The organism is Streptomyces sp. NPDC037242, from assembly GCF_055604165.1.
Genome location: NZ_JBVJUY010000011.1, coordinates 77771 through 104385, shown reverse-complemented (window position 1 = coordinate 104385; position 26615 = coordinate 77771). Strand labels below are relative to the sequence as shown.

General features: G+C 71.3%; 20 protein-coding genes. 10 read left to right on the top strand and 10 right to left on the bottom strand.

What is annotated here, in order from left to right; genetic code table 11:
- Window positions 1-11: 11 nt before the first annotated feature.
- Both ACZ7GJ_RS15555 and ACZ7GJ_RS15550 read right to left on the bottom strand, forming a co-directional pair.
- Window positions 12-2159: an ATP-dependent DNA helicase gene (locus ACZ7GJ_RS15555; protein ID WP_470752002.1), complete on the bottom strand. Its 2148-nt coding sequence runs from the start codon at window positions 2157-2159 to the stop codon at window positions 12-14.
- The gene (locus ACZ7GJ_RS15550) at window positions 2156-3148 is read right to left on the bottom strand and encodes an aldo/keto reductase (RefSeq protein ID WP_470752000.1); all 993 of its coding nucleotides are present in this window, start codon (window positions 3146-3148) and stop codon (window positions 2156-2158) included. Before ACZ7GJ_RS15550 ends, ACZ7GJ_RS15555 begins: the two co-directional genes overlap by 4 nt.
- A 106-nt stretch (window positions 3149-3254) precedes the next feature.
- Between ACZ7GJ_RS15550 and ACZ7GJ_RS15545 the strand changes: the two genes are divergently transcribed.
- Window positions 3255-4304: an LLM class F420-dependent oxidoreductase gene (locus tag ACZ7GJ_RS15545; protein WP_470751999.1), complete on the top strand. Its 1050-nt coding sequence runs from the start codon at window positions 3255-3257 to the stop codon at window positions 4302-4304.
- 235 nt (window positions 4305-4539) lie between these two features.
- A complete protein-coding gene (locus tag ACZ7GJ_RS15540) occupies window positions 4540-5328 on the top strand; it encodes a ferritin-like domain-containing protein (RefSeq protein ID WP_470751997.1) in 789 nt (262 codons plus the stop codon).
- Window positions 5329-5346: 18 nt separating this feature from the next.
- Here the strand turns inward: ACZ7GJ_RS15540 and corA are convergent, their stop codons facing one another.
- Entirely contained in the window at window positions 5347-6339 is a 993-nt protein-coding gene (gene corA, locus ACZ7GJ_RS15535; protein WP_470751996.1) for a magnesium/cobalt transporter CorA, read from the bottom strand.
- 54 nt (window positions 6340-6393) lie between these two features.
- Between corA and ACZ7GJ_RS15530 the strand changes: the two genes are divergently transcribed.
- The 4 genes from ACZ7GJ_RS15530 (at window position 6394) to mshC (ending at window position 10017) form a co-directional block, all read left to right on the top strand.
- On the top strand, window positions 6394-7128 hold the full coding sequence (locus ACZ7GJ_RS15530) for a histidine phosphatase family protein (RefSeq protein WP_470751994.1): 735 nt from the start codon (window positions 6394-6396) through the stop codon (window positions 7126-7128).
- A 77-nt stretch (window positions 7129-7205) separates the two neighbouring features.
- Entirely contained in the window at window positions 7206-7796 is a 591-nt protein-coding gene (locus tag ACZ7GJ_RS15525; protein WP_365917962.1) for a DUF3090 domain-containing protein, read from the top strand.
- Complete coding sequence (locus ACZ7GJ_RS15520) at window positions 7760-8677, top strand: SCO1664 family protein (protein ID WP_470752151.1); 918 nt, start codon at window positions 7760-7762, stop codon at window positions 8675-8677. Before ACZ7GJ_RS15525 ends, ACZ7GJ_RS15520 begins: the two co-directional genes overlap by 37 nt.
- Before the next feature lie 110 nt (window positions 8678-8787).
- Window positions 8788-10017, top strand: a complete 1230-nt coding sequence (gene mshC / locus ACZ7GJ_RS15515; protein WP_470751992.1) for a cysteine--1-D-myo-inosityl 2-amino-2-deoxy-alpha-D-glucopyranoside ligase — start codon at window positions 8788-8790, stop codon at window positions 10015-10017.
- An 82-nt stretch (window positions 10018-10099) separates the two neighbouring features.
- Here mshC and ACZ7GJ_RS15510 read toward each other — a convergent pair whose 3' ends face one another.
- The 5 genes from ACZ7GJ_RS15510 to ACZ7GJ_RS15490 form a co-directional block, all read right to left on the bottom strand.
- Window positions 10100-11194: a PAC2 family protein gene (locus tag ACZ7GJ_RS15510; protein ID WP_470751990.1), complete on the bottom strand. Its 1095-nt coding sequence runs from the start codon at window positions 11192-11194 to the stop codon at window positions 10100-10102.
- 127 nt (window positions 11195-11321) lie between these two features.
- Window positions 11322-12929 (bottom strand): glycerol-3-phosphate dehydrogenase/oxidase, encoded by a 1608-nt coding sequence (locus ACZ7GJ_RS15505; protein WP_365917968.1) that lies wholly within the window; start codon window positions 12927-12929, stop codon window positions 11322-11324.
- 44 nt (window positions 12930-12973) lie between these two features.
- Complete coding sequence (gene glpK / locus ACZ7GJ_RS15500; protein ID WP_470751989.1) at window positions 12974-14500, bottom strand: glycerol kinase GlpK; 1527 nt, start codon at window positions 14498-14500, stop codon at window positions 12974-12976.
- Window positions 14501-14575: 75 nt separating this feature from the next.
- Entirely contained in the window at window positions 14576-15358 is a 783-nt protein-coding gene (locus ACZ7GJ_RS15495; protein ID WP_470751988.1) for an MIP/aquaporin family protein, read from the bottom strand.
- Between the two features lie 312 nt (window positions 15359-15670).
- Window positions 15671-16438, bottom strand: coding sequence for an IclR family transcriptional regulator (locus tag ACZ7GJ_RS15490; protein WP_470751987.1), 768 nt, complete (start codon window positions 16436-16438; stop codon window positions 15671-15673).
- A gap of 263 nt (window positions 16439-16701) precedes the next feature.
- Here ACZ7GJ_RS15490 and metH point away from each other — a divergent pair, with 263 nt between their 5' ends.
- From metH to ACZ7GJ_RS15470, 4 genes are all read left to right on the top strand, one after another.
- A complete protein-coding gene (gene metH, locus ACZ7GJ_RS15485) occupies window positions 16702-20211 on the top strand; it encodes a methionine synthase (protein WP_470751986.1) in 3510 nt (1169 codons plus the stop codon).
- Window positions 20212-20321: 110 nt separating this feature from the next.
- Entirely contained in the window at window positions 20322-21023 is a 702-nt protein-coding gene (locus ACZ7GJ_RS15480) for an HAD family hydrolase (RefSeq protein WP_470751985.1), read from the top strand.
- Window positions 21024-21503: 480 nt separating this feature from the next.
- A complete protein-coding gene (locus tag ACZ7GJ_RS15475) occupies window positions 21504-23108 on the top strand; it encodes an ABC transporter substrate-binding protein (protein ID WP_470751984.1) in 1605 nt (534 codons plus the stop codon).
- Window positions 23109-23179: 71 nt separating this feature from the next.
- Window positions 23180-24760: an ABC transporter substrate-binding protein gene (locus ACZ7GJ_RS15470; RefSeq protein ID WP_470751983.1), complete on the top strand. Its 1581-nt coding sequence runs from the start codon at window positions 23180-23182 to the stop codon at window positions 24758-24760.
- An 87-nt stretch (window positions 24761-24847) separates the two neighbouring features.
- On the opposite strand, the gene ACZ7GJ_RS15465 is transcribed toward ACZ7GJ_RS15470, so the two are convergent.
- Both ACZ7GJ_RS15465 and ACZ7GJ_RS15460 read right to left on the bottom strand, forming a co-directional pair.
- Window positions 24848-25519: a response regulator transcription factor gene (locus ACZ7GJ_RS15465; RefSeq protein ID WP_365917983.1), complete on the bottom strand. Its 672-nt coding sequence runs from the start codon at window positions 25517-25519 to the stop codon at window positions 24848-24850.
- Window positions 25520-25584: 65 nt separating this feature from the next.
- Window positions 25585-26541, bottom strand: a complete 957-nt coding sequence (locus ACZ7GJ_RS15460; RefSeq protein WP_470752149.1) for a RecB family exonuclease — start codon at window positions 26539-26541, stop codon at window positions 25585-25587.
- Window positions 26542-26615: the final 74 nt, after the last annotated feature.

The window sequence follows — 26615 nt, the reverse complement described above, 5'->3', positions numbered from 1 at the left end:
CGCGGCCCGGCTCACTCCTGCCCGGCCGCCGACTCCCGGGCCGAGTCCGCCAGCGCCCGCAGCAGACCCGCCAGCCGGGTCGTACGGGGCTTCGCCGGCACCTCCGCGACCGCGTGCGGCAGCGCCTGGTCCACGCCGTGCACCACCGAAAGGTGCCGTTCGGCGCGGCCGAACGCCGTGTACACCCAGTCCCGGGACAGCGCCGCGGCCGCGTCCCCGGGCAGTACGACGACCACCGCGGGCCAGCGCGCCCCGACGGCCTGATGCGCCGTCACCGCCCAGCCGTGCCGTACCTGGGCCTCCACCCGCTCCTTCGGTACGGTGATCCGCGCGCCCGCGGCCTCCAGGTGCAGCCCCTGCGCGTCCGCCGACACCACGACGGCCGGCAGCGCGCGCCCGGGTGAGGGGACATGGACCACGCGGTCCCCGGGGTCGAAGCCGCCGAACCGGCCGGGGCCCGGGTTCAGCCGCTCCTTGAGGGCGGCGTTGAGCGCCCGGGTGCCCGCGGAGCCGCCGTGGCCCGGGGTGATCACCTGCACGCTCCCGGCCGGGATCCCGAAGGCGCGCGGCACCGACTCGGCGACCAGCTGCACGGTGCGGTGGACGGCTTCCCCGGCGTCGCGCACCGGGACGATGACGACCTCCTTGCCGGGAGCGTCCACCTGGTTGAGCTCCCCGATCCCGACCCCGGAGACCAGCTCGCCGAGCGGGCCGGGGTCCGGCATGCGGGAGGTCACCCGGGGGCAGGCACCGGCGGCCAGCACATCGGCGAACACCCGTCCCGGCCCGGCGGATCCCAGCACCCCGGGATCGCCCGACAGCACCAGCCGGGCCCCGTCGGGGACCGACTCCACCAGTGCCGCCGCGGTCTCCACGTCCAGCTGCGGGGCGTCCAGGACCACGAGGAGGTCCAGCTCGAACTGCCCGTCGGTGTCCCGCCCGGGCCCCTCGGCCCCGGCGAGCAGACCGGCCACGGTGACGGCCCCGTCGGCGGGGGCGTGGGCGGCCAGGCAGGCGCGCAGGCCGAACTCCCGGGCGGCGGCCAGCAGGGCCCGCGGTTCGGCGCGGGCCGCCTCGCCGCCGGTGTGGGCGACCAGGCCGTGCCCGGCGGCGGTGCGGATCAGCTCGGCGCCCGGCCCGGTGGCGGCCTTCTCCCAGTCCGCCGGGTCCGTGAAGGTGTTGGCCAGCCGGGCCAGGCCGTCGGCCAGGCTCTCCTCGGCCATCGCCGAACCCTCCAGGCCGACGAGGATGCGTACCGGCTGCTCCTCGCCCTCCGCGACGGGCTCGCCCAGCGGCTCGTGGAACACCAGAACCGCGCCGTCCCCCACCGCCGCCTCCAGGGCCTCGGCGGGATCCGGTACGCCGTACTGCGCGAGGGCGGACTCCAGGGTCGGGGCCTCCAGGGCGGTGTGCCCCTTGGCGGCGGCCTGGGCCAGCAGCCAGCCCACCAGGGCCGTCGCCCGTCGCTCGTCCCCGGGACCGGCTTCGGCGCCGAGCAGGGCCCGCGCGAAGCCGTCCGCCTGGGCCGGGCGGACGGCGGGGACGGCCAGCAGCCGCCAGGGGTCCTCGGCGAGCTGCTCGGCGGCGCCCTCGCCGAGGGCCGCGGCTGCGGGCTCCGCGAGGGCCTCGGGGGCCCCGCCGCGAGCCAGTACGGCGCGGACGTCCTGGACGGAGTCGGCGGAGGGCGCGGGCGCCGGGGTGCGCTGCGCCGGGGGAGCCGGGGCCGCCTTGCGCGGCGCGGCCGGCGCCTCGTCGAAGTACACGGCGGGGGGCTTGGCCCCGCTCTCCACGGCCCGTACGGCGGCCAGCAGATCGGCGGCCTTCCCGCTGAGCTTGCCGCCGGCCTCGACGGGCGCCTCGCGCTCCGCCTTGCGGCGGGCGATGCGCTCGCGCTCGACCTTCTGTGCCGCCAGTTCGGCCGCCGCCTCGCTCAGCGCGGGCGCTGCGGCGGCTTCGCCTTCGGCGGTGCCGCTCGCCGCCGCGGGCTCGTCCTCGGCGGCGAGGGCGGGCCCTGCGGGGCCCTCCTCCCCGTCCCTTCCCGAGACCGGGGACTCCGCCCCCGGACCCCCTTCACTGCCGGACGGCTCCCGGGCTTCGCCCGGACCGGCTTCGGCGGCAGCCTCGGGTGCGGTCGTGGGGTCGGCGGGGTCCGTGGTCACAGGGTGCTCCAGTCCTGGTCGGGGTAGCGGTGCACGGGCGCGGAAACGTCGTCCAGCGCCCGGCAGATCTCCTCCGGAAGACTAAGGGCCTCCACCGACAGCGCGGCCGCGAGCTGCTCCGCCGTGCGCGCGCCGACGATCGGGGCGGCCACGCCCGGGCGGTCGCGGACCCAGGCCAGGGCCACCTGGAGCGGGGTCACGGCCAGGCCGTGCGCGGCCGTCGCCACCGCGTCCACGATCCGGCTCGCCGCCTCGTCCAGGTACGGGTCCACGAAGGCCCCGAGCGTCTCGGACGCGGCCCGGGAGTCCGCCGGGATGCCGTCCCGGTACTTGCCCGTCAGGACCCCGCGGCCCAGCGGGGACGAGGGCAGGAGGCCGACGCCCAGGTCCAGCGCGGCCGGCAGCACCTCGCGCTCGACCCCGCGCTGGAGCAGGGAGTACTCCATCTGCGTCGAGGCGAGCCGGGTCCGTACTCCGGGCGCCGCGAGCTGCCAGGTCGCCGCCTTCGCCAGCTGCCAGCCGCAGAAGTCCGCCACCCCCGCGTACCGGGCCCGGCCGCTGCTGACCGCGAGGTCCAGCGCCTGGAGGGTCTCCTCCAGCGGGGTCTGCGCGTCGAAGGCGTGCACCTGCCACAGGTCCACGTGGTCCGTGCCCAGCCGGGCCAGGGAGTCGTCGAGCGCGGCGAGCAGGTGCCCGCGCGAGCCGTCGACGCGCCGCAGCGGGTCGGGCACGCTGCCCGCCTTGGTCGCGATGACCAGGTCCCGGCGCGGCACCAGCCCGCCGATCAGCCGGCCCAGGAGGTACTCCGCCTCCCCGCCCCCGTACACGTCCGCGGTGTCGACGAGGGTGCCGCCCGCTTCCCAGAACGTCTTCAACTGCTCGGCAGCTTCCGCCTCGTCGGGCCCTTCCGCCGAACGGCCCCAGGTCAGCGTGCCGAGGCCGATCCGGGACACGCGCAGTCCGGTGCGGCCGAGATGCCTCTGCTCCATGAGCGCTGAGACTACTGGGGCACTGACGCGGGACACCCGGGCGCGCTACAGTCCACCGCAGACCTACGTTACTGATCGGTAAAGCGCACACCGTAAGGGGACGAACATGCGGCTCGGCATCAATCTCGGCTACTGGGGTGCGGGCATGGACGCCGACAACCTCGCCGTCGCCCAGGAGGCCGACCGGCTCGGCTACGACGTCTGCTGGGCAGCGGAGGCGTACGGATCGGACGCGCCCACCGTGCTCGCCTGGGTCGCCGCCCAGACCGAGCGCATCGACGTGGGCTCCGCCATCCTGCAGATCCCGGCCCGCCAGCCCGCCATGACCGCGATGACGGCCGCCACCCTCGACTCGCTCACCAAGGGCCGCTTCCGCCTGGGCCTCGGCGTCTCGGGGCCGCAGGTCTCCGAGGGCTGGTACGGCGTGAAGTTCGACAAGCCCCTCGCGCGGACCCGCGAGTACGTGGAGATCGTCCGCAAGGCGATGAGCCGCGAGCGCCTGTCCTACGAGGGCGAGCACTGGACCCTGCCGCTGCCCGGCGGCCCGGGCAAGCCGCTCAAGCTGACCGTGCACCCGGAGCGCGAGCACATCCCGCTCTACATCGCCGCCATCGGGCCGAAGAACCTGGAGCAGACCGGCGAGATCGCCGACGGCGCGCTGCTGATCTTCCCGGCGGCCGAGCACCTGGAGGCCACCGCGCTCACCCACATCCGGGCGGGCCGCGAGAAGGCCGGGCTGACGATGGACGGCTTCGACGTCTGCCCGACGGTGCCGCTGGCCCTCGGCGACGACGTGACCGCCCTCGCGGACATGTTCCGCCCGTACACCGCCCTGTACGTCGGGGGGATGGGCAGCCGGAAGCAGAACTTCTACAACCAGCTCGCCCAGCGCATGGGCTACGAGAAGGAAGCCGCCGAGATCCAGGACAAGTACCTGGCGGGCGACAAGGAGGGCGCGGCCGCCGCGATCCCGCACTCGCTGATCGACTCCACCACCCTGCTCGGCCCCGTCGAGCGGATCGCGGACGGAATGCGGGCCTACGCGGAGGCCGGGGTCACCACCCTGACGCTGGCCCCGGCCGGCTTCACCCTCGACGAACGGCTCGCCGCCCTGCGGGCCGGCACCCGGGCCATGGAGATCGCCGGACTCGCCTAGGGGGTGTCCGACGGATGTCCGTGGCGTCGCCACGGACATCCGCCAGACACCCCCTAGTACGCCTGCGGCCGTGGTGGGGGCTCGGGGGGTCTTCCCCGCCACGGCCGACACAGCCAACAACGCGCCGGGCGGTCGCCGGGTTACGCGCCGCCGGCCATCTCCGGGGTTCGGTCATTCGGACGAGCAGCGCGGCCCCTCGGTTGCCCGCTCCGTCGAGCGGCGTTTGACTCGGTGCATGCTCTCTGCCCGCAGTCTGTTCCAGGAGATCGTCGACAACGACGACTCCTTCCAGCTGTTCTGTTCCATCGCCGCCAGCGGGGAGTCCCAGGGCGGCTGGGAGAACGGCCGCATCGCGGCCCTGGTGCCGGCCGGCATGCGCGACCTCGCGCCGAAGATCACCCGGCACGGGGCCGACGAGGACAAGCACGGCCGGATCTTCAACGCGCTGCTGCGCAAGCGCGGCCTGCCACCCGTCCCGGTCCCGCCGGAGACCGACTACACGATGCTGCTGGAGCGGCGCGGCATCGGGCTGGCGCACGAGAAGCTCCGCCGCGACGAGGCCCTGACCGAGGAGGACATCGTCGTCTACCTCGCACACAGCAGGGTCACCGAGCAGCGCGCCGCCGACCAGATGGAAATGCTGGTCAAGCACTTCGGCGACCACCCCGAGGTCGGCAGGGCCATCCGCCTGATCAGCCATGACGAGGACAACCACCTGGCCTACTGCCACGAGGAGTTGCTGCGCCTCGCCCGAGAGGGACACGGCCGCACCATCCACCGGGTGCTGCGCGAGAGCGCCCTCGCCGAGATCGCCGTCTACCGCGACGTCAGCCTCGCCGTCATGGACCACATGGGCCGCCTGCTGGGCTGGTCCGCGCCGAAGGCCGCCGCGCTCGCCGCCGGGATCCGCGGGATGTACGCGTACGAGAGGTTCAGCGGCTGGCACCGCATGATCGACCTGCGCGTGCCGGAGCGGCACGACGCGCTCGGCGGCGCCCCGGCCACCGCGCCCGAGTTCGTCTGACGGAGCCGGCCGGGAGCCCTACAGCCAGCCCCGGCGCTTGAACATCCGGTGCAGGCCCAGGCACAGCACGACCATGAGGACCACCACGGCCGGGTAGCCCCAGGACTGCCTGAGCTCCGGCATGTGGTCGAAGTTCATCCCGTAGATCCCCGCGACCATCGTGGGGACCGCCGCCATCGCCGCCCAGGCCGAGATCTTGCGCATGTCGTCGTTCTGCCGGACGCCCATCTGGGCCAGGTGGGCGGCCAGCGCGTCCGAGAGCAGCCGGTCCAGTCCCTCGATGTACTCGTTCGCCTTCGTCAGGTGGTCGGCGACGTCCCGGAAGAACGGCTGGGAGTGCTCGTGCACGAAGGGCACGGCTCCGGAGGCCAGCCGGTCCATCGGCTGGAGCAGCGGGCTGGTGGCCCGGCGGAACTCCAGGACCTGCCGCTTGAACCCGTAGATCCGGGCGGCGGTGTTCTTGGTGTCCGCGGTGTTGGGCGCGAAGACCTCCGCCTCCAGCTCCTCCAGGTCGGCCTGGAGCTCGGCCGCCACCGCGATGTAGTGGTCCACCACCGCGTCGGAGACCGCGTACAGCACCGCCGTCGGACCGTGCTTGAGCACGTCGGGCTCCTGCTCCAGCCGCCGCCGTACGGCGGCCAGCGCGGCCCCCTCGCCGTGCCGGACGGTGACCACGAAGGAGTCCCCTATGAAGACCATGAGCTCGCCGGTGGTGACCGTGTCGGAGTCGTCGTCGTACATCACCGGCTTGAGGACCACGAAGAGCGAGTCGTCGTACACCTCCAGCTTCGGGCGCTGGTGCGCGGTCAGCGCGTCCTCCACCGCCAGCTGGTGCAGGCCGAACTCCTGGCTGACGTGCTCGAATTCCTTCGCCGTCGGCTCGTGCATGCCGACCCAGAGGAAGGCGTCACCGGACACCCGCGCCTCGTCGAGAGCGTCCGAGAAGTCCTCGGGCGCCTCGGAGCGGCGGCCGTTGCGGTACATCGCGCAGTCCACAATCACGCGGGGCATTCTTCCCTGCCGGCGGCCGGCCCGCACAACGGCACCACCGCATACCCTGGCGCCATGGCCACGCTGATCCTCGTACGACACGGGCGTTCCACCGCCAACACCGCAGGGCTGCTCGCCGGATGGACCCCGGGGGTCGCCCTCGACGAGCGCGGCAACGAGCAGGCCGCGGCGCTGCCCGGCCGGCTCGCCGGGGTGCCGCTCGCGGCCGTCGTCAGCAGCCCGCTGCAACGCTGCCGGGAGACCATGGCCCCGCTGCTGGCCGCCCGCCCGGAGCTCGCGACGCACACCGACGAGCGGATCGGCGAGTGCCACTACGGCGACTGGTCGGGCCGCAAACTCTCCGAGCTCTCCGGAGAGCCCCTGATGAGGATCGTCCAGCAGCACCCGTCGGCCGCGACCTTCCCCGGAGGCGAGTCCATGCGGGCCATGCAGGCGCGCGCCGTGGACTGCGTACGGGACTGGAACGCGCGGGTCGAGGAGGAGCACGGCAGCGACGCCGTCTTCCTGATGTGCTCGCACGGGGACATCATCAAGTCCCTCGTCGCCGACGCCCTGGGCATGCACCTGGACCTCTTCCAGCGCGTCCACGTCGACCCCTGCTCGGTCACCGCCATCCGCTACACGCCGACCCGGCCCTTCCTGCTCCGGCTCGGCGACACCGGGGACTTCGCGTCGTTCGCGCCCCGCGAAGACCCCGCGCCGCCGGACGCCGCCGCGGCCGCCGCCTCGGACAAAGCGACCGAAGACGGCGGGAACGCCGTGGTGGGAGGCGGCGCGGGCGCGGTGTGATCGAACGGCGCAGTAGGGTGGACGGGCCAACACAAGGGCGCAGACCTGCCCCTGCCGCCGAGACTTGGAGACTGGACGTGCCCCGTCAGGTGTTCCTCTACGACCCCCCGGACCGCTTCGTGGCCGGCACGGTCGGTCTGCCGGGACGCCGTACGTTCTTCCTGCAGGCCTCCTCCGGCCCCCGGGTCACCAGCGTCTCCCTGGAGAAGACCCAGGTCGCGGCGCTCGCCGAGCGGATGGACGAGCTGCTGGACGAGGTCGTGCGGCGCACCGGCGGCAGTTCCCCGGTCCCGGCGGTCGCCTCCGCCGAGGCCGCCGACACCGCGCCCCTGGACGTTCCCGTCGAGGAGGAGTTCCGCGTCGGGACCATGGCCCTGGCCTGGGACGGCGAGGAACAGCGCATGATCGTCGAGGCGCAGGCGCTGGTGGAGCTCGACGCGGACTCGGACGAGGACCTCGCCGAGGCGGAGGAGCGGCTGCTCCAGGACGAGGAGAACGGCCCGCCGATGCTGCGGGTCCGCCTCAGCGGCGCCCAGGCCCGGGCCTTCGCCAAGCGGGCCCTGGACGTGGTCAACGCGGGCCGGCCGCCGTGCCCGCTGTGCAGCCTGCCGCTGGACCCCGAGGGGCACGTCTGCCCGCGCCAGAACGGCTACCGGCGCCAGGCGTGAGCGCCACGGGGGGAACGACGGAATGGGAAGCACTGCTCGCCAAGGGCGAGCTGACCGTCCTCGGCCGGATCCGCGAGGCGTCCAACGCGGTACTGCTGTGCAGCGTCGCGTACGGGGGCCTCACCGCGGACTGCGTGTACAAGCCGGTCAAGGGCGAGCGTCCGCTGTGGGACTTCCCCGACGGGAACCTCGCGCAGCGCGAGGTCGCCGCCTATCTGGTCTCCGAGGCCACGGGATGGGGACTGGTCCCGCCGACCGTGCTGCGCGACGGGCCGTACGGCGAGGGCATGGTCCAGCAGTGGATCGAGTCCGCGGGGCCGGGCGGACTGGAGGACGCCGCCGCCGAGCCGGCCGACTCCGCCGAGGCTGATGGGGCCGGCGCCGGCGGCCCCGCCGGGCCCGGGCTGCTCGCGCTCGTGGACGGCGAGGAGGCCGGGGAGGGCTGGAAGCCGATCGCCCTCGCCGAGGTGGGGGAGGGCCGCACCGCCCTCCTCGTGCACGCCGACGACCCCAGACTGCGCCGGCTCGCCGTCCTCGACGCCGTGATCAACAACGGCGACCGCAAGGGCGGCCACCTGCTGCCCGCGCCCGACGGGCGGCTCTACGGCATCGACCACGGGGTGAGCTTCCACGCCGAGGACAAGCTGCGCACCCTGCTGTGGGGCTGGGCGGGAGAGCCGCTGACCGCCGAGGCGACCGCGGTGCTGTCCGATCTGGCGGCCCGGCTGGCCGACGGGGAGCCGCTCGCCACCCGGCTGGCCGAACTGATCACCCCAGTCGAGCTGGCCGCCGTACGGGCCCGTGTGGCCCGGCTGCGGGCCTCCGGAGTGCACCCCCGGCCGTCCGGGCAGTGGCCCGCGATCCCCTGGCCGCCGGTCTGAACCAGACCTGTGCGGCTCGCACAGAACCGGCCAGATGGCAAGAGTGCGGATCCGGCCAAGAGTGCAGGTCCGGTTCGTTTGAAGAACACGCGTCCGGTTACGCTCGACACATGCATGCCTGGCCCGCTTCTGAGGTCCCCGCCCTGCCTGGCAAGGGCCGCGACCTCCAGATCCACGACACCGCGACCCAGGGGACGATCACCCTCGCCCCCGGTCCCGTCGCCCGTATCTACGTCTGTGGGATCACCCCCTACGACGCGACCCACATCGGTCACGCGGCGACCTACAACGCGTTCGACCTCGTGCAGCGCGTGTGGCTCGACACCAAGCGGCAGGTCATTTACGTCCAGAACGTCACGGACGTGGACGATCCACTGCTGGAGCGTGCGCTGCGCGACAACGAGGACTGGACCGAGCTCGCCGAACGCGAGACGGCCCTCTTCCGCGAGGACATGACGGCCCTGCGGATGCTGCCGCCGCAGCACTACATCGGAGCCGTAGAGGCCATACCGGGCATCGTGCCCCTGGTCGAGCGGCTGCGGGACGCGGGCGCGGCGTACGAGCTCGACGGCGACGTCTACTTCTCGGTGGAGTCCGACCCCGACTTCGGCAAGGTCTCGAACCTGGACGCCGAAGCCATGCGCCTCCTGTCCGCCGAGCGGGGCGGCGACCCCGAGCGCCCGGGCAAGAAGAACCCGCTCGACCCGATGCTGTGGATGGCCGCGCGCGAGGGCGAGCCGAGCTGGGACGGCGGCTCGCTGGGCCGCGGCCGGCCCGGCTGGCACATCGAGTGCGTCGCCATCGCCCTGGACCACCTCGGGATGACCTTCGACATCCAGGGCGGCGGCTCGGACCTGGCGTTCCCGCACCACGAGATGGGCGCCTCGCACGCGCAGGTCCTGACGGGCGAGTTCCCGATGGCCAAGGCGTACGTGCACGCGGGCATGGTCGCGCTGCACGGCCAGAAGATGTCGAAGTCCAAGGGCAACCTGGTCTTCGTGTCCGCGCTGCGTCGCGCCGGCGTCGACCCGGCGGCGATCCGCCTCGCCCTGCTGTCGCACCACTACCGCGCCGACTGGGAGTGGACGGACGCCGTCCTCACCGAGGCCGAGGCGCGCCTGGAGCGGTGGCGCGCGGCCGTGTCCCGCCCGGACGGCATCCCGGCCGACGCCCTGGTCGAGGAGGTCCGCGAGGCCCTCGCCAACGACCTGGACGCCCCGGCCGCGCTGGCGGCCGTCGACCGCTGGGTCGAGCTCCAGATCGCCACGGACGGCGACGACGAGTCCGCCCCCGGCCTGGTCTCCCGCACGGTCGACGCGCTGCTGGGCGTGGCGCTGTAACACCGACCGGCGCAGCAACGGCGAAGCGCCCCCGGCATGATGCCGGGGGCGCTTCGCCGTTCACCGCCGTGGTGCGGACGGCCTATGTCGCGGGGGTGTCCCCGGTCTCACCCGTCTCACCGGTGTGCCCGGTCTCCCCGGTGCCTTCCGGCGGGCTGCCGGGCTCCGACGGGCTCTCCGCCTCCGCCTGGCCCTCGGCCTCCGCGGGGCCGGCCGCCTCGGCCCTGCCGTTCGCGTCCGCCGTGTCCTCCGGCTTCGGCTTCGGCTGGGTGCGGCCGCCGCCGGACAGGTCGCGGAAGAACGAGCCCGTGTCGGTGGCCGTCTCCGGACCCGCGGACGGGTCGCGACGGCGCAGGTAGCGCTCGAACTCCCGCGCGATGGCGTCGCCCGAGGCCTCGGGGAGGTCCGCCGTGTCGCGCGCCTCCTCCAGCGTCTGGACGTACTCCGCCACCTCGCTGTCCTCGGCGGCCAGTTGGTCGACGCCGAGCTGCCAGGCCCGCGCGTCCTCCGGGAGTTCGCCCAGCGGGATCCGGATGTCGATCAGATCCTCCAGCCGGTTCAGCAGCGCCAGCGTCGCCTTCGGGTTCGGCGGCTGCGACACGTAGTGCGGCACCGCCGCCCACAGCGACACCGCGGGCACCCCCGCGTGCGTGCACGCCTCCTGGAGGACCCCCACGATGCCCGTGGGGCCCTCGTACTTCGTCTCCTCCAGGTCCATCGTCCGCGCCAGGTCCGCGTCCGAGGTGACCCCGCTCACCGGCACCGGCCGCGTGTGCGGGGTGTCACCGAGCAGCGCGCCCAGGATGACCACCATCTCCACGCCCAGTTCGTGCGCGAAGCCGAGGATCTCGTTGCAGAACGACCGCCACCGCATGGACGGTTCGATCCCGCGGACCAGCACCAGGTCCCGGGGCTTGGCACCGCCGATCCGGACCACCGACAGCCGCGTCGTCGGCCACGTGATCTTCCGTACCCCGTTGTCCAGCCACACCGTCGGCCGGTTGACCTGGAAGTCGTAGTAGTCCTCGGCGTCCAGAGCCGCGAAGACCTCGCCCTTCCACTCCCGGTCCAGGTGCGCGACCGCACCGGAGGCCGCGTCACCCGCGTCGTTCCAGCCCTCGAACGCGGCCACCATGACCGGGTCGATCAGCTCGGGCACGCCCTCAAGCTCGATCACCCAGGTCTCCTTCCGAAGTTCCCTTGTGTACGTGGGCCAGCCTAAGCCTTGATGCGACGCCAACCACAGCCCACGACAGAGGGGCGGTTCCCCTCGGAACCGCCCCTCTGCCCACCTGCCGGTGCGGCTATGCCTTGCGGGCCAGCATCTCCTCGACCCGGCCGCGGACCTCGTCGCTGTCCAGGCCGCGGATCGTCACCGTCGTACGGCGGCGCAGCACGTCGTCGGCCGTCTCGGCCCACTCGTTGTCCCGGGCGTAGGCGACCTGCGCCCAGATCTCCGGACCGTCCGGGTGGATGCGCTCGGCCAGCGCCGGGTCCTCGTTCGCGATGCGCGCGATGTCGAAGGCCAGCGAGCCGTAGTGGGACGCCAGGTGGCGGGCGGTCAGCGGGTCCATCCGCGTACCCGGCTCACGGTCCACCAGCAGCCGGTGCGCGACCGCGTTCGGGTTGGCGACACCGGGCAGCGGGATCCGGCGTACGAGCGACTTCGCCGGCTCCATGTCATCGGTCAGCGGGCTGCCCGGGAGCTTGGCCAGCTTGTCCATGACCACGCGGCCGATGTGACGGTACGTCGTCCACTTGCCGCCGGCCACGGACAGCATGCCGCCCGCGCCCTCGGAGACGACCGTCTCGCGCTTGGCCTTCTCGACGCCGCCGGGGCCGCCGGGCAGCACCCGCAGGCCCGCGAAGGCGTACGTCATCAGGGAGCGGTCGAGGTCGGCGTCCTTCACCGAGAAGGCCGCCTCGTCCAGGATCTGCTGGATGTCGGACTCGGTGGCGCGCACGTCGCCCGGGTCGCCCTCGTACACCTCGTCGGTGGTGCCGAGCAGCAGCTGGTCCTCCCAGGGGAGGGCGAAGGTGATGCGGTACTTGTCGATCGGGGTGGCCATGGCGGCCTTCCAGGGCGACTTGCGCTTCATCACGATGTGCGCGCCCTTGGAGAGGCGGATCGACGGCATGGAGTGCTTGTCCTCCATGCGCCGCAGGTGGTCCACCCACGGGCCGGTGGCGTTGAGCACCACGCGTGCGTCCACTCCGAACTCGGTGCCGTCGAGACGGTCCTTGAGCTCGGCGCCCGAGACCCGGCCGCGCGTCATGCGCAGCCCGGTGACCTCGGCGTGGTTGAGGACGACCGCGCCCGACTCGACGGCCGCGCGGACCGTCATGACGGCGACGCGGGAGTCGTTCATCTGGTGGTCGTAGTAGACCGCGACGGCCTTGAGGTTGTCCGTCTTCAGGCCCGGGTTGTCGGCGGCGGCACGGGCGGGCGATATGACCTTGCCCATGCCGTCGCCGAAGGCGGAGAGCGCCGAGTACGCGAAGACGCCCGCGCCCAGCTTCGCGGCGCCGACCGGCCCGCCCTTGTACACGGGGAGGTAGAAGGTGAGCGGGTTGACCAGGTGCGGGGCCACGTCCTTGGCCAGCACCCGGCGCTCGTGGTGGTTCTCGGCGACCAGCTTGACCGCGCCGGTCTGCAGGTAGCGCAGGCCGCCGTGGACGAGCTTGGAGGAGGCCGAGGAGGTGGCGCCGGCGAAGTCGCCGGCGTCCACCATGGCGACCCGCAGACCCGACTGCGCGGCGTGCCAGGCCACCGAGGTGCCCAGGATTCCACCGCCGATGACCAGCAGGTCGTACGTGGCCTTGGCCAGCTGCTCACGGGTCTCGGCGCGGCTCGCGTTCGAACCGGCGGTCGGGTGCGTACCCAGTGCGGGAACGCTCTGCAGGCTGCTCATATCCCTTGACTCCTACTTACTCGTCGATTGCGCCGGCCGTGCGGTCAGCTGGCGTCTTCGTCGTCGACCCAGCCCATCGACCGCTCCACGGCCTTGAGCCAGCTCTTGTACTCGCGCTCCCGCTGCTCGGCGGGCATCCGCGGGGTCCACTCCGCCGCGCGGCGCCAGTTGGCGCGCAGGGCGTCGGTGTCGGGCCAGAAGCCGACGGCCAGGCCGGCGGCGTAGGCGGCGCCGAGGCAGGTGGTCTCGGCGACCATCGGGCGCACCACGGGGGCGTCCAGGAAGTCCGAGAGCGTCTGCATCAGCAGGTTGTTGGAGGTCATGCCGCCGTCGACCTTCAGGGCCGCGAGCTCGACGCCCGAGTCCTTGGTCATGGCGTCGGTGATCTCGCGGGTCTGCCAGGCGGTGGCCTCCAGGACGGCACGGGCGATGTGCGCCTTGGTGACGTACCGGGTGAGGCCGGTGATCACACCGCGGGCGTCGGAGCGCCAGTACGGGGCGAACAGGCCGGAGAAGGCCGGCACGAAGTACGCGCCGCCGTTGTCCTCGACGGAGGAGGCGAGGGTCTCGATCTCGGCCGCGGACTTGATCAGGCCCATCTGGTCGCGCATCCACTGGACGAGCGAGCCGGTGACGGCGATGGAGCCCTCCAGCGCGTAGACCGGCTTCTGCTCGCCGATCTGGTAGCCGACCGTGGTCAGCAGGCCGCTGTAGGAGTTGATGATCTTGTCGCCGGTGTTCATCAGCATGAACGTGCCGGTGCCGTACGTGGACTTCGCCTCGCCCTCGGCGAAACAGGTCTGGCCGAACAGCGCGGCCTGCTGGTCACCGAGCGCCGAGGCGACCGGGACGCCGGCGAGGACGCCGTCCTTGACGTGGCCGTAGACCTCGGCGGAGGACTTGATCTCCGGGAGGACGTTGAGCGGCACGTCCATGGACTCGGCGATCTTCTCGTCCCAGGCCAGGGTGTGCAGGTTCATCAGCATGGTGCGCGAGGCGTTGGTGACGTCGGTGACGTGCACACCGCCCTGGGCGCCGCCGGTGAGGTTCCAGATGACCCAGGAGTCCATGGTGCCGAAGAGGATGTCGCCCGCCTCGGCGCGCTCGCGCAGGCCCTCGACGTTGTCGAGCAGCCAGCGGACCTTGGGGCCGGCGAAGTAGCTCGCCAGCGGCAGGCCGGTCTCGCGGCGGAAGCGGTCCTGGCCGACGTTGCGGCCGAGCTCCTTGCACAGGGCGTCGGTGCGGGTGTCCTGCCAGACCAGCGCGTTGTGCACCGGCTCGCCGGTGTTCTTGTCCCACAGGACGGTGGTCTCGCGCTGGTTGGTGATGCCGACGGCCTTGACGTCCGCGGCGGTGATCTCGGCCTTGGCGATGGCGCTGGCGACGACCTCCTGGACGTTGGTCCAGATCTCGGCGGCGTCGTGCTCCACCCAGCCCGGCTTCGGGAAGATCTGCTCGTGCTCCTTCTGGTCGACGGCGACGATGCGGCCGTCGCGGTCGAAGACGATGCAGCGGGAGGAGGTGGTGCCCTGGTCGATCGCGGCGATGAAGGGGCCGGTGCTGCTGGTCATGATGGCTGCTCCTGGCAGATCTCTAGGTAGGCAGATTCAGGTGCGGTGCAGATCTTGCGATCGTGCCGATGCTGATCAGGCGAACGCGATGTTGTACAGACCGCCGGCGGCGGCGGCACCGACGAGCGGGCCGACCACCGGGATCCAGGAGTATCCCCAGTCCGAGCCGCCCTTGTTGGGCAGCGGCAGCAGGGCGTGCACGATGCGCGGACCGAGGTCGCGCACCGGGTTGATGGCGTAGCCGGTCGGGCCGCCGAGGGAGAGGCCGATGCCGACGACGACGAACGAGGTGATCAGGACGCCGATGACGCCGAGGCCCTTGCCGTCGGCCTGGAGCCCCTGGGTGAGGATGGCCAGGACCAGGACCGCGGTGCCGATGATCTCGGTGGCGAGGTTCTGGACGACATTGCGGATCTCGGGGCCGGTCGAGAAGACGCCGAGCACCGGACCGGCCACGTCGTGCGGGTGCGGGTCCTCAGGACCGAGCTTCGCGTCGCGGATGTGCTCCGGGTCCGCCAGGTGCACGCGGAACTGTCCGTAGTAGGTGACCCACATCAGGACCGCGCCGAGCATCGCGCCCAGCAGCTGGCCGGCGAAGTAGACCGGCACGTCGTTCCACTCGCCGGTCTTGACGGCGAGGCCGACGGTGACCGCCGGGTTGAGGTGCGCGCCGGAGAGCGGCGCGGAGACGTACGCGGCGATCAGGACGGCGAAACCCCAGCCGAACGTGATGGCAAGCCAACCCGCGTTGCGGGCCTTGGAGCTCTTGAGCGTCACGGCGGCGCAGACGCCACCGCCGAGCAGGGTGAGCAGGGCGGTACCGATGGTCTCGCCGATGAAGATGTCGGAGGTGGACACCCGCGACTCCTTTGTCGTTCAGGGGGTGAGCGGTCACCGGTCCCGTCCGGCGGTCCGCGCACTCGGTGAGTGCTGCACCGGTCCTTGGCCTTGCCACACCCTAGCGCGTATTGCCGGTAGGTGTTCGACAATGCCGACCGATGAACGGCAGTTTTCCGCTGAAGTGAAGAACGCGTCAAGAGTCGGCCAGGCCAAAGTGTCGGATCGTTACCACTAGGTACGATCGAACAAATCAGGCCATCGGATGGCCGAGTTATGGCGAAAAGAGGGCAGAAAGCGGCCAGGGAGTGGCCGAGAAGGCCCTACAGGGGGCTAGAACCGGCCCGCGCCGAGGTCGCGTGAAACAGCGCGCGCACAGTCCCGCACGGACGCCACGAGGGCCGCACGCGGCTCCCCGCCCTCCGTGCAGACCCGCTCCACGGCGCCCGCGACCGCCACGGCCCCGACGGGCATCCGGCGCCGGTCGTGGATGGGCGCGGCCACCGAGGCGATGCCGTCCCAGGTCTCCTCGACGTCCGACGCCCAGCCGCGGGCCCGCGTCAGGTCCAGGACCTCCTCGAAGCCCGCCGGGTCGGTGACCGTGCGCGGCGTGAACGCCTCGCGCTCCGCCTCCACGGCCTCGGTGTGCGCGACCGGGTCGTACGCCGACAGGACCTTGCCCAGCGCGGTGGAGTGCAGCGGCTGCATCGCCCCCACCTCCAGCACCTGGCGGCTGTCGTCGGGCCGGAAGACGTGGTGCATGATCAGCACCCCGCTCTTGTGCAGGACCCCCACGTACACGCTCTCGCCGCTCGCGCGCGCGAGGTCGTCCGTCCACACCAGGGCCCGGGCGCGCAGCTCGTGCACGTCCAGGTAGCTGTTGCCCAGGCGCAGCAGTTCCGCGCCGAGCTGGTAGCGCCCGGAGGCCGGGTCCTGCTCGACGAAGCCCTCGGCCTGCAGGGTGCGCAGGATCCCGTGGGCGGTGCCCTTGGCCAGGCCCAGGGACGACGCCACGTCCGACAGTCCCAGCCGGCGCTCGCCGCCCGCCAGGAGCCGCAGCATCGCAGCGGCTCGTTCGAGCGACTGGATGTTCCGTGCCATCGTTCAGCCTCCTGCTGACGTAGTTCGACAATGCTGAACAGTATCGGTCGATGTCGACCCCGCGCACTGGGGGAGAAGTGTTCGAGCCGGTGGTGGGCGCGACAGGTCCCCGACACTTCCCGGACACTCCCGCGCACAGAATGCAGTCCGCCACGTGGGACGCCCCCACCGGGGTTGCCGGAGCGCGGTTACGCTGACCGCGTGCACCCTTGACACAGAGGGGGTGCAAAGCCGACAGCCGTCGCATCCCAGGGAGCACAACCATGGCCTCGTTGCCGAACCCGTCCGCCGACACCCAGACCCGGGCAGACGCCCTCCGAGAGGCACTGGCCACCCGCGTGGTGGTCGCCGACGGAGCCATGGGGACGATGCTCCAGGCGCAGGACCCGACGATGGAGGACTTCCAGCAGCTCGAAGGCTGCAACGAGGTCCTCAACGTCACCCGCCCCGACATCGTGCGCTCCGTCCACGAGGCGTACTACTCGGTGGGCGTGGACTGTGTCGAGACCAACACCTTCGGCGCGAACTTCGCGGCACTCGCCGAGTACGACATCGCCGAACGCAACTTCGAGCTCTCGGAGGCCGGCGCCCGCATCGCCCGCGAGGTCGCCGACGAGTTCACCGCCTCCACCGGACAGCAGCGCTGGGTCCTCGGCTCGATCGGCCCCGGCACCAAGCTGCCGACCCTCGGCCACATCACCTACGCCCAGATCCGCGACGCCTACCAGATCAACGCCGAGGGCCTGCTCTCCGGCGGCGCCGACGCGCTGCTCGTCGAGACCACCCAGGACCTTCTGCAGACCAAGTCCTCCATCATCGGCGCCCGCCGCGCCATGGAGCGGCTCGGCGTCTCCGTCCCGCTGATCTGCTCCGTCACCGTCGAGACCACCGGCACCATGCTGCTGGGCTCCGAGATCGGCGCGGCCCTGACGGCCCTGGAGCCGCTCGGCATCGACATGATCGGCCTGAACTGCGCGACCGGCCCCGCCGAGATGAGCGAGCACCTGCGCTACCTCGCGCGCAACTCCCGCATCCCGCTCTCCTGCATGCCCAACGCCGGCCTGCCCGTCCTCACCAAGGACGGCGCGCACTACCCGCTGAGCGCCCCCGAGCTCGCCGACGCCCAGGAGACCTTCGTCCGCGAATACGGGCTCTCCCTCGTCGGCGGCTGCTGCGGCACCACCCCCGAGCACCTGCGCCAGGTCGTGGAGCGGGTCCGCGGCACGGCCGTCACCGAGCGCACCCCGCAGCCCGAGCCCGGCGCCGCCTCGCTCTACCAGACCGTGCCGTTCCGCCAGGACACCTCGTACATGGCGATCGGCGAGCGCACGAACGCCAACGGCTCGAAGAAGTTCCGCGAGGCCATGCTGGAGGCCCGCTGGGACGACTGCGTGGAGATGGCGCGCGACCAGATCCGCGAGGGCGCGCACATGCTCGACCTCTGCGTGGACTACGTCGGCCGCGACGGCGTCGCCGACATGCAGGAGCTCGCCGGCCGCTTCGCCACCGCCTCGACCCTGCCGATCGTCCTGGACTCCACCGAGGTTCCCGTCCTCCAGGCCGGCCTGGAGAAGCTCGGCGGCCGCGCCGTCATCAACTCCGTCAACTACGAGGACGGCGACGGCCCCGACTCCCGCTTCGCCAAGGTCACCCGGCTGGCGCAGGAGCACGGCGCCGCGCTCATCGCGCTGACCATCGACGAGGAGGGCCAGGCCCGTACCGTCGAGCACAAGGTCGCCATCGCCGAACGCCTCATCGAGGACCTGACGGCCAACTGGGGGATCCGCGAGTCGGACATCCTCATCGACACCCTGACCTTCACCATCTGCACCGGCCAGGAGGAGTCCCGCAAGGACGGCATCGCCACGATCGAGTCGATCCGCGAGCTCAAGCGCCGCCACCCCGACGTCCAGACCACGCTGGGCCTGTCGAACATCTCCTTCGGCCTCAACCCGGCCGCCCGCGTCCTTTTGAACTCCGTCTTCCTCGACGAGTGCGTCAAGGCCGGCCTGGACTCCGCCATCGTCCACGCCTCCAAGATCCTGCCGATCGCCCGGTTCGACGACGAGCAGGTCGGCACCGCCCTGGACCTCATCTACGACAGGCGGGCCGAGGGCTACGACCCGCTCCAGAAGCTGATGGCGCTGTTCGAGGGCGTCAACACCAAGTCGCTGAAGGCCGGCCGCGCCGAGGAGCTCCTCGCCCTGCCGCTGGACGAGCGCCTCCAGCGCCGCATCATCGACGGCGAGAAGAACGGCCTGGACGCCGACCTCGACGAGGCCCTGCAGACCCGCCCCGCCCTCGACATCGTCAACGACACCCTCCTGGAGGGCATGAAGGTCGTCGGCGAGCTCTTCGGCTCCGGCCAGATGCAGCTGCCCTTCGTCCTGCAGTCCGCCGAGGTCATGAAGACCGCCGTCGCCTTCCTCGAACCCCACATGGAGAAGACGGACGACGAGGGTAAAGGCACGATCGTGCTGGCCACCGTCCGCGGCGACGTCCACGACATCGGCAAGAACCTCGTCGACATCATCCTGACCAACAACGGCTACAACGTCGTCAACATCGGCATCAAGCAGCCGGTCTCCGCGATCCTCGAAGCCGCCCAGGAACACAAGGCCGACGTCATCGGCATGTCGGGCCTCCTCGTGAAGTCCACCGTGATCATGAAGGAGAACCTCCAGGAGCTGAACCAGCGCAAGCTGGCCGCCGACTACCCGGTGATCCTCGGCGGCGCGGCCCTCACCCGCGCCTACGTCGAGCAGGACCTGCACGAGATCTACGAGGGCGAGGTCCGCTACGCCCGCGATGCCTTCGAGGGCCTGCGCCTGATGGACGCCCTCATCGCCGTCAAGCGCGGCGTCCCCGGAGCCGCCCTGCCCGAGCTCAAGCAGCGCCGCGTGGCCAAGCGGGACACCCCCCTCCAGGTGGAGGAGCCCGAGGAGTCCGGCGGCCGCTCCGACGTCCCCTTCGACAACCCCGTCCCCACCCCGCCGTTCTGGGGCACCCGCGTCGTCAAGGGCATCCCGCTCAAGGACTACGCCTCCTGGCTCGACGAGGGCGCCCTGTTCAAGGGGCAGTGGGGCCTCAAGCAGGCCCGCGCGGGCGGCGCGACGTACGAGGAGCTCGTCGAGACCGAGGGCCGTCCGCGGCTGCGCGGCCTCCTGGACAAGCTGCACACCGAGAACCTGCTGGAAGCCGCCGTCGTCTACGGGTACTTCCCCTGCGTCGCCAAGGGCGAGGACCTGATCATCCTCGACGAACAGGGCAACGAGCGGACCCGCTTCACCTTCCCGCGCCAGCGCCGCGGCCGCCGCCTGTGCCTCGCGGACTTCTTCCGCCCGGAGGAGTCCGGCGAGACCGACGTCGTCGGCCTCCAGGTCGTCACCGTCGGATCGAAGATCGGCGAGGCCACGGCCAAGCTCTTCGAGTCCGACTCCTACCGCGAGTACCTGGAGCTGCACGGACTGTCCGTCCAGCTCGCCGAGGCCATGGCCGAGTACTGGCACGCCCGGGTCCGCGCGGAACTGGGATTCGGCGGCGAGGACCCGGCCAAGGTCGAGGACATGTTCGACCTCAAGTACCGCGGCGCCCGCTTCTCGCTCGGCTACGGCGCCTGCCCCGACCTGGAGGACCGCGCCAAGATCGCCGACCTCCTCCAGCCGGAGCGGATCGGGGTCCACCTGTCGGAGGAGTTCCAGCTCCACCCCGAGCAGTCCACCGACGCCATTGTGATTCACCACCCCGACGCGAAGTATTTCAACGCACGCTGACGCGGGCCGACGTACACTTGTCGGTCCCATACAGGCCGGTCGCCTGTTCCTCCGGGCTCGCCCCGCAGGAAGAGGTGACCGGCCTTCTCGTCCCCCGAGAGGTGTGCCGAATGACCAGCACCGTCCCCGCCCCCGTCGCCCGCACGGCCGACGGGCACGCCCTGCAGGCGGTGCTGCTCGACATGGACGGCACCCTCGTCGACACCGAGGGATTCTGGTGGGAGATCGAGGCGGAGATCTTCCACGAGCTGGGCCACCGGCTCGACGAGTCCTGGCGCGACATCGTCGTCGGCGGCCCCATGAGTCGCAGCGCGGCCTTCCTGATCGAGTCCACCGGCGCCTCCATCGGCCTCGCCGAGCTCAGCGTGCTGCTCAACGAGCGCTTCGAGGCGCGCATCGCCGACCGCGTCCCGCTCATGCCCGGCGCCGAGCGGCTGCTGAGCGAGCTGGCCCGGCACAACGTGCCCACCGCCCTGGTCTCCGCCTCGCACCGCCGCGTCATCGACCAGGTCCTGCTCACCCTCGGCCGCGACCGCTTCACGATGACGGTCGCCGGCGACGAGGTCGCCCGTACCAAGCCGCACCCCGACCCGTACCTGCTCGCCGCGAGCACCCTGGGCGCGCACCCCTCGCGCTGCGCCGTCATCGAGGACACCGCCACCGGCGTGGCCGCCGCCGAGGCCGCCGGCTGCCGGGTCGTCGCGGTCCCCTCGGTCGGCCGGATCGAGGCCGCCCCGGGCCGTACCGTCGTGCGCTCGCTGGAGGAAGTCGACCTGCCGTTCCTGCGCTCCCTCATCACTCCGATGAACTGAACGCACACGCTCAGTGCCGAACGGAACGCCCGTGGGTCCAAGGTCCCGCGGGAAGATGTTCCGTATAGGGCCCCGGAGGCTGAAATTCCATCCCTTCCGTGGCAGTTGCCCCAGGTGACCTTCGTCACCCGCGGGGCCACCGCCGGACGGGCCCGGAGGCCGCCGGGGCTTCCCTTGTGTCCGGATTGATCAGCACCTGACCGAATCTGTGAACGCCCCCGCGCGAACAGCCCGTCCGCTCCCGTCACAGTGCGATTACGCCCCAAGTCCTGCCAGTTCCAGCCATCCCGTCCAGGGCCACTAATGTCGAACCGGGCACCGCGCCGCACCTCAGCCGTTCCGGACACACACCCCTGTTCCGGAATCGCGTGGACCGATCGTCACAACACCGGCCCGATCGTTCCGCCCTGAACGGGCGACCGCCGCGAAGTGCCCTTCACACCGCTTTGAGCAAGTGCCGGTATAGGGAGTACTTCCAGCATGAACCGCAAGACCCTGGTGCTGACGGCCGCGGCCGGACTGCTCACCCCCGTGCTGACCGCATGCGGCAGCACGAGCGGCGGAGGAGCAGGATCCGGAGCGATCGTCGTCGGAACCACCGACCGGTTCGAGGCCGCCGACTACGCCCCCGCCCCGTTCGACCCCGCCTACGCCTACGACGCCGGCGCCTGGAACGTACTGCGCCAGACCGTCCAGACGCTGATGCACACCCCGCGCGGCGGCGGTCAGCCCGTCCCCGAAGCAGCCTCCGACTGCCGTTTCACCGACACCGGCAACGAGAGCTACCGCTGCACCCTGCGCCCCGGACTCAAGTTCGCCTCCGGCGACCCCCTCACCGCCCAGGACGTCAAGTTCTCCCTGGAGCGAGTCCTCGCCATCAAGGACGAGAACGGCCCCTCCTCGCTGCTCTCCACCCTCGACACCATCGAGACCAAGAGCGCCGACACCATCGTCTTCCACCTGAAGACCCCGGACGCGACCTTCCCCTACAAGCTCTCCACCCCGGCCGCCGGCATCGTCAGCGCCAAGAACTACGACGCCAAGAAGCTCCGCGAGGGCTTCGCCGTGGACGGCTCAGGCCCGTACACGATGAAGGCCGAGGTCAAGGGCAACCAGCTGGTCCGCGCCGTCTTCAGCAAGAACCCCAACTACAAGGGCGACATCAAGCTCCAGAACGACAAGGCGGAGCTGCGCACCTTCGCCGACTCCGACGCCATGAGCAAGGCGCTCACCTCGGGATCCATCCAGATGGTCTCCCGCACCCTGTCGCCCGCCCAGATCACCGAGCTCTCCGCCAAGCCCCCCAAGGGCGTCAAGCTCGTCCCCCTGCCCGGCCTGGAGATCCGCTACCTCGGCTTCAACACCGACGCCCCGGTCGTCAAGGACAAGGCCGTACGCCAGGCCCTCGCCGCGGCAGTCGACCGTAACGCCCTCATCTCCAAGGTCTACGGCAAGTCGGCCCAGCCCCTCTACTCGCTGGTCCCCACCACCGTGACCGGCCACGTCAACTCCTTCTTCAACAAGTACGGCGAGGCCAACACCGCCAAGGCCGCCGACCTGCTGAAGGCAGCCGGGATCAAGACCCCCGTCAAGCTGACGCTCAACTACACCAGCGACCACTACGGCGACGGCACCGCGGCCGAGTTCGAGGCCCTCAAGGCCCAGCTCAACTCCACCCAGCTCTTCGACATCACCGTCCAGGGCAACGAGTGGGGCGACTTCCGGCCCGCGCAGAAGAAGGGCGACTACGCCGCCTACGGGCTCGGCTGGTTCCCCGACTACCCCGACGCCGACAACTTCCTCGCCCCGTTCCTGGAGCAGGACAACTTCCTGGGCACGCCGTACGCCAACGCCGCGGTGCGCACCAAGCTCATCCCCGAATCCCGGCGCGCCGTCGACCGCAACGTCGCCGTCCCCGCGATCACGGAGATGCAGGACATCGTCGCCGACGACGTACCCGTCCTGCCCCTGTGGCAGGGCAAGCAGTACGTCGCCGCACGCGACGGGATCACCGGAGTGGAGTGGTCGGTCAACGCCATCTCCGACCTCCAGCTGTGGGAACTCGGCCGGGGCGTCAGCGGCTGAGAACGGCAAGGACCGGCAGCGGGATCCGCAGGCCGGAGCAACGAAACAGTTCGACTGTGAAGGACGTTCGCGTGATGAGACGTAACCAGTGGTTGGCGGCCCCGCTCGGCGCTGCCACCGCCGCCGCGCTGCTCAGCGGTTGCGGTTCGACGGAGGGCTCCGCCGGTGGCGGCAAGGGCGTCGTCATGGGCATATCCGACAAGGTGAAGGCCACCGACCCGGCCTCGGGCTACGACCCGGGCTCCTGGCTGCTCTTCAACAACGTCTTCCAGTCGCTGCTCAGCTTCCCCAAGGGCGGCACCACGCCCGAGCCCGACGCCGCGCAGTCCTGCGCCTTCGAGGGCGGCGACAGCAAGCTCTACAAGTGCACCCTGCGCGGCGGCCTGAAGTTCAGCAACGGCCACAGCCTCACCTCGAAGGACGTCAAGTACTCCTTCGAGCGCACGCTCAAGATCAACGACGAGAACGGCCCGGCCGTCATGCTCTCGTCGATCGCCGGCATCGACGCCCCGGATGACAAGACCGTCGTCTTCCGCCTCAAGACGTCCGACGCGACCTTCCCCAGCAAGATCGCCTCGGGCGCGGGCTCCATCGTCGACCACGCCGAATACCCGGCGGACAAGCTCCGCACCGACGGCAAGGCGGTCGGCTCCGGCGTCTACAAGCTGGACTCCATCAACGACAAGAGCGCGGCCTTCTCGGTCAACGACTCCTACAGCGGCAAGGCCAAGGCCAAGAACAGCGGCGTGACGCTGAAGTTCTTCAACGGCGACCAGGCCGCCCTCAAGACGGTCCTGGAGAGAGGCGACGTCGACTTCGCCTTCCGCGGCCTGGCCGCCAAGGACATCGCCGCCCTCGCCGCGACCAAGACCGGCGACCAGAAGGTCGACGTCGTCCAGGGCACGGGCGCCGAAGTCGAGCACATGGTCTTCAACGTCAACGACCCCGTCGTCGGCAAGCTCCCCGTCCGCAAGGCCATCGCGTACCTCGTGGACCGCGAGGCCCTCGTCAAGGACGTCTACGCCGGCACCGCCGCCCCGCTCTACTCGATCGTCCCGGCCGGCATCGCCGGACACACCACCCCCTTCTTCGACCGGTACGGCGGCACCCCGCAGCCGGAGAAGGCCAAGACCGTCCTGCGGGCCGCGGGCATCAACAACAAGGTCAAGGTGACCCTGTACTCCACGCCGTCCCGCTACGGCCCCTCCACCGACCAGCAGTTCCAGGTCATCGCCAAGCAGCTCAACGACAGCGGCCTCTTCGAGGCCGACATGAAGTCCGTCGAGTTCGAGCAGTACGAGAAGGACATCCAGGACGGCAAGTACGGCATCTACGTGAAGGGCTGGGTGCCCGACTACCCGGACGCCGACAACTTCACGCAGCCGTTCTTCGGCCCGGACAACGTGCTGCACAACAACTACGACAACAAGGAGATCACCGGGACGATCATCCCGTCGACCTCCGCCAAGTCCGACCGCACCTCGGCCAACATGGACTACAACCGCCTCCAGGACATCGTCGCCGACGAGGTCCCGCTCCTCCCGCTCTGGCAGGGCAAGCAGTACGCGGTCACCCGGCAGAACGTGAACGGCCTGCAGTGGTCCCTCGACGCCTCCACCGTCTTCCGCTTCTGGGAGATCAGCAAGGGCTGAGCCACCCGCACACACAGCAACGGCAACGGGCCGGCAACCGCGCGAAGCGGCTGCCGGCCCGTTGCCGTACCAGCGGGAAAGGGACCGCTACTGCGCCCCGGGGCGCACCAGGCCGCTCTCGTACGCGTACACCGCGGCCTGCACCCGGTCGCGCAGACCCAGCTTCGTCAGCACATGACCCACATGCGTCTTCACCGTGGTCTCGCTCACGAACAGGTCCGCCGCGATCTCCGCATTCGACAGACCCCGGGCCACCAGCTTCAACACCTCGACCTCGCGCTCGGTCAGCGTCCCCAGGGTGTTGGGCACGCTCTCCTCACCCGACGGCAGGTGACCGGCGTACTTGTCCAGCAGCCGGCGCGTGATGCTCGGCGCGAGCATCGCCTCGCCCGCCGCCACCACCCGGATCGCCTGGACCAGCTCATTGGCCGGCGCATCCTTCAGAAGGAAACCGCTGGCACCCGCCCGCAGCGCCTCCACCACGTACTCGTCCAGATCGAAGGTCGTCAGCACCAGCACCTTCGCCGGACCGTCCCGACCGGGACCGGTGATCTGCCGGGTCGCCTCCACCCCGTCCATCCGCGGCATCCGGATGTCCATCAGCACCACGTCGGGCTGCAGCGCCCGTACCTGGTCCAGCGCCTGCAGACCGTCCCCGGCCTCCCCGACCACCGCCAGGTCCTGTTCGGCCTCCAGGATCATCCGGAAGCCGGTGCGCAGCAGCGGCTGGTCGTCGACCAGTAGGACGCGGATCGCCACGGGGTCTACCTCGTATTCCTCAAACGGCTTCGGCGGGCCCCGCCCATTCTGCCCTGCCCCGACGATCAGGAATCCGCGGGCCTTTCCGCCCCGGCCTCAGCCTGAGCCCCGGCCGCGGGCGCCTCCCGGCGGTAGCCCGGGGAGATCACCAGAGGATAGGCCGGGGGAGTCCCACCGAACTCCGGACACACCGCCTGATGATCACACCAGCCGCACAGCTTCGTCGGACGCGGCCGCCAGTCACCCGACAGCGTCGCCTCCCGGATCGCCTCCCACAAAGCCAGCAGCTTGCGCTCCACCCGCTCCAGGTCCTCCACCACCGGGTCGTACGTCAGCACGTCACCACTGCCCAGATACACCAGCTGAAGGCGCCGCGGCACGACCTGCCGCAGCCGCCACACCACCAACGCGTAGAACTTCATCTGGAACAGCGCGCCTTCGGCATACTCCGGCCGCGGCGCCTTGCCCGTCTTGTAGTCGACGATCCGCACCTCGCCCGTCGGCGCCACATCCACCCGGTCGATGATCCCGCGCAACCGCAGCCCCGACTCCAGCTCCGTCTCCACGAAGAACTCCCGCTCCACCGGCTCCAGCCGCGTCGGGTCCTCCAACGTGAACCACCGCTCCACCAGCGCCTCGGCCTCCGTCAGCCACCGCGCCAGCCCCGCCCCCTCGTCCCCGTCCGGGAACAGCTCCATCAGCTCCGGCTTCGACTCCAAAAGCCGGTCCCACTGCCCAGGGATCAACGCCTTCGCCCGCGGCGCCGTCCGCTCCTGCGCCGGATGATCGAAGAGCCGCTCCAGCACCGCGTGCACCAACGTCCCCCGCGTCGCCGCCGCACTCGGCTTCTCCGGCAGCTTGTCGATCACCCGGAACCGGTACAGCAGCGGACACCGCATGAAATCGCTCGCCCGCGAAGGCGACAGCGAAGCCGGCGCCACCGCACCCGCGCCGCCCGTCACCGCACCCGCGCCCGTCGCTGCATCGGCATCGGCCGCGCCTGGCACGGCACCGGAGCTCATCGTCATACCCGAAACCCTACGACCCGCCACCGACAGCAGGCGCATACCATCGACGCCAAGCCCCCTCGCACTGC